Source organism: Chengkuizengella marina, from assembly GCF_009910845.1.
Taxonomy (GTDB): Bacteria; Bacillota; Bacilli; order Paenibacillales; family KCTC-33759; genus Chengkuizengella; species Chengkuizengella marina.
Genome location: NZ_SIJB01000063.1, coordinates 1 through 1,718, shown reverse-complemented (window position 1 = coordinate 1,718; position 1,718 = coordinate 1). Strand labels below are relative to the sequence as shown.

Below are 1,718 nucleotides of genomic sequence, written 5' to 3'. Positions count from 1 at the left end.
TGATATGCTCCCCTTACGGTAGACAGTTAAAAAAATACAACTGTTTATCATAAGGGGAGTTTTGATTATGGGTAGAAAATCTAAAGTTAAATATGAATTGAAAGTTTTAGCAGTAAGGAATTATTTAAATGGCGTTAAGAGTATGAAAGCGATATGTAAAGAACTATCGGTAGCTCGTAGTTCAGTTCGACAATGGGTTAGCCTCTACAGATCAAAAGGCTCAGTTGGACTACTCCCCCAGCGAAAGAATGCCAGCTATTCTAAAGAGTTAAAAACAGAAGCTGTGAAAGACTATTTAACAGGTAAAAGCTCTATCATAGAAATGAGCATGAAATATGGTTTACGTTCACAAAGACAACTACAAGAATGGATCATGAAGTATAATGGTCATGAAGAGATGAAGCCACCAGGAACGGGAGGGTATCCAATCATGACTAAAGGACGAGCTACCACTCTAGAAGAACGAATTGAAATTGTGAATGACTGTATCAAAAATAATAAGAATTATAGTAAGACAGCAGAAAAATATCAAGTTTCCTATCAACAAGTTCGCAATTGGATGATGAAATATGAAAAATTGGGAGTCAATGGTCTCTTGGATCGTAGAGGTAAGAGAAAACCTACAAGTCAACTTACCGAGACAGAAAAACTTAAAGCAGAGAATAAACTGTTAGAGGCCAAAAATAAACGTTTGGAAATGGAAAATGAACTGTTAAAAAAGTTAGAAAAGATCGAAAGAGGGTGGGACTAAGTCTTGTTAAACATGAGGCAGAATATCGTGCTGTTCAACAACTATCTACTGAAAAGAATTATCACATTACGATCCTTTGTGGACTTTTAGGTATTCACCGTTCCGCCTATTACAAATGGTTACATCGTGAAAAAAGCCAAAGAGAACGTGAAAATGAGAAGCTCATGGAACAAATTAAAGAAGCTTATGAAGAACGAGACGGTATCCTTGGCTATCGCCAAATGACCCTAAAAATTCGACGCGAAAGTGACACGATTGTAAATCATAAAAGAGTATATCGTCTAATGCAAGTAATGGGGTTAAAGTCAGTATGTCGAAGAAAACGGAAGGTTTATATCAAATCGACACCTCAAATTACTGCTGAGAATAAACTAAATCGGGATTTTCATGCGAAGCAAATCCATGAAAAATGGCTTACAGACGTGACGGAATTAAAATACGGAAATGGACAAAAAGCCTATTTGAGTGCTATTTTAGATCTTGGTGATCGGAGCATTGTTTCGTATGTACTTGGTAAGTCGAATAACAATGCACTTGTATTTCACACTTTCGATAAGGCTGTGAGTAACTATCCAGAAGCTAAACCACTTTTTCATAGTGACCGTGGTTTTCAATATACAAGTAAAATATTTAAAGAAAAGCTTAATCAGGCAGGAATGGTACAAAGCATGTCTCGAGTTGGACGATGCATAGACAATGGACCTATGGAAGGATTCTTTGCTATTTTCAAAACTGAGATGTTTCACTTGTATAAGTTTAGTGATTTTGAAAGCTTAGAGAGCGCTATAGATGATTATATGGATTATTATAACAATCAACGTTACCAGAAGCGTTTAAATGGTATGACACCAATGGAATATCGTCACTATTTAATTGCAACAGTTGCATAAAATAGCGCCAATCTGTTGATTGACGCTACATACATCTTTATATTATTTCCACTGTCTACTTGACAGGGGGCAGTTCA

The 1,718-nt window shown here is 36.1% G+C and carries 2 protein-coding genes; both read left to right on the top strand.

Going from position 1 to position 1,718, the window contains the following annotated elements; genetic code table 11:
• Window positions 1–67: 67 nt before the first annotated feature.
• Complete coding sequence (locus tag ERL59_RS19915; RefSeq protein WP_160647987.1) at window positions 68–751, top strand: helix-turn-helix domain-containing protein; 684 nt, start codon at window positions 68–70, stop codon at window positions 749–751.
• On the top strand, window positions 742–1,641 hold the full coding sequence (locus ERL59_RS19910; protein ID WP_160647986.1) for an IS3 family transposase: 900 nt from the start codon (window positions 742–744) through the stop codon (window positions 1,639–1,641). The genes ERL59_RS19915 and ERL59_RS19910 overlap by 10 nt, the downstream gene beginning before the upstream one ends.
• Window positions 1,642–1,718 lie beyond the last annotated feature (77 nt).

Bases quoted from the DNA above. Each gene is read 5' to 3' on its own strand.
- ERL59_RS19915 (WP_160647987.1), top strand. From the start codon at position 68: ATGGGTAGAAAATCTAAAGTTAAATATGAATTGAAAGTTTTAGCAGTA.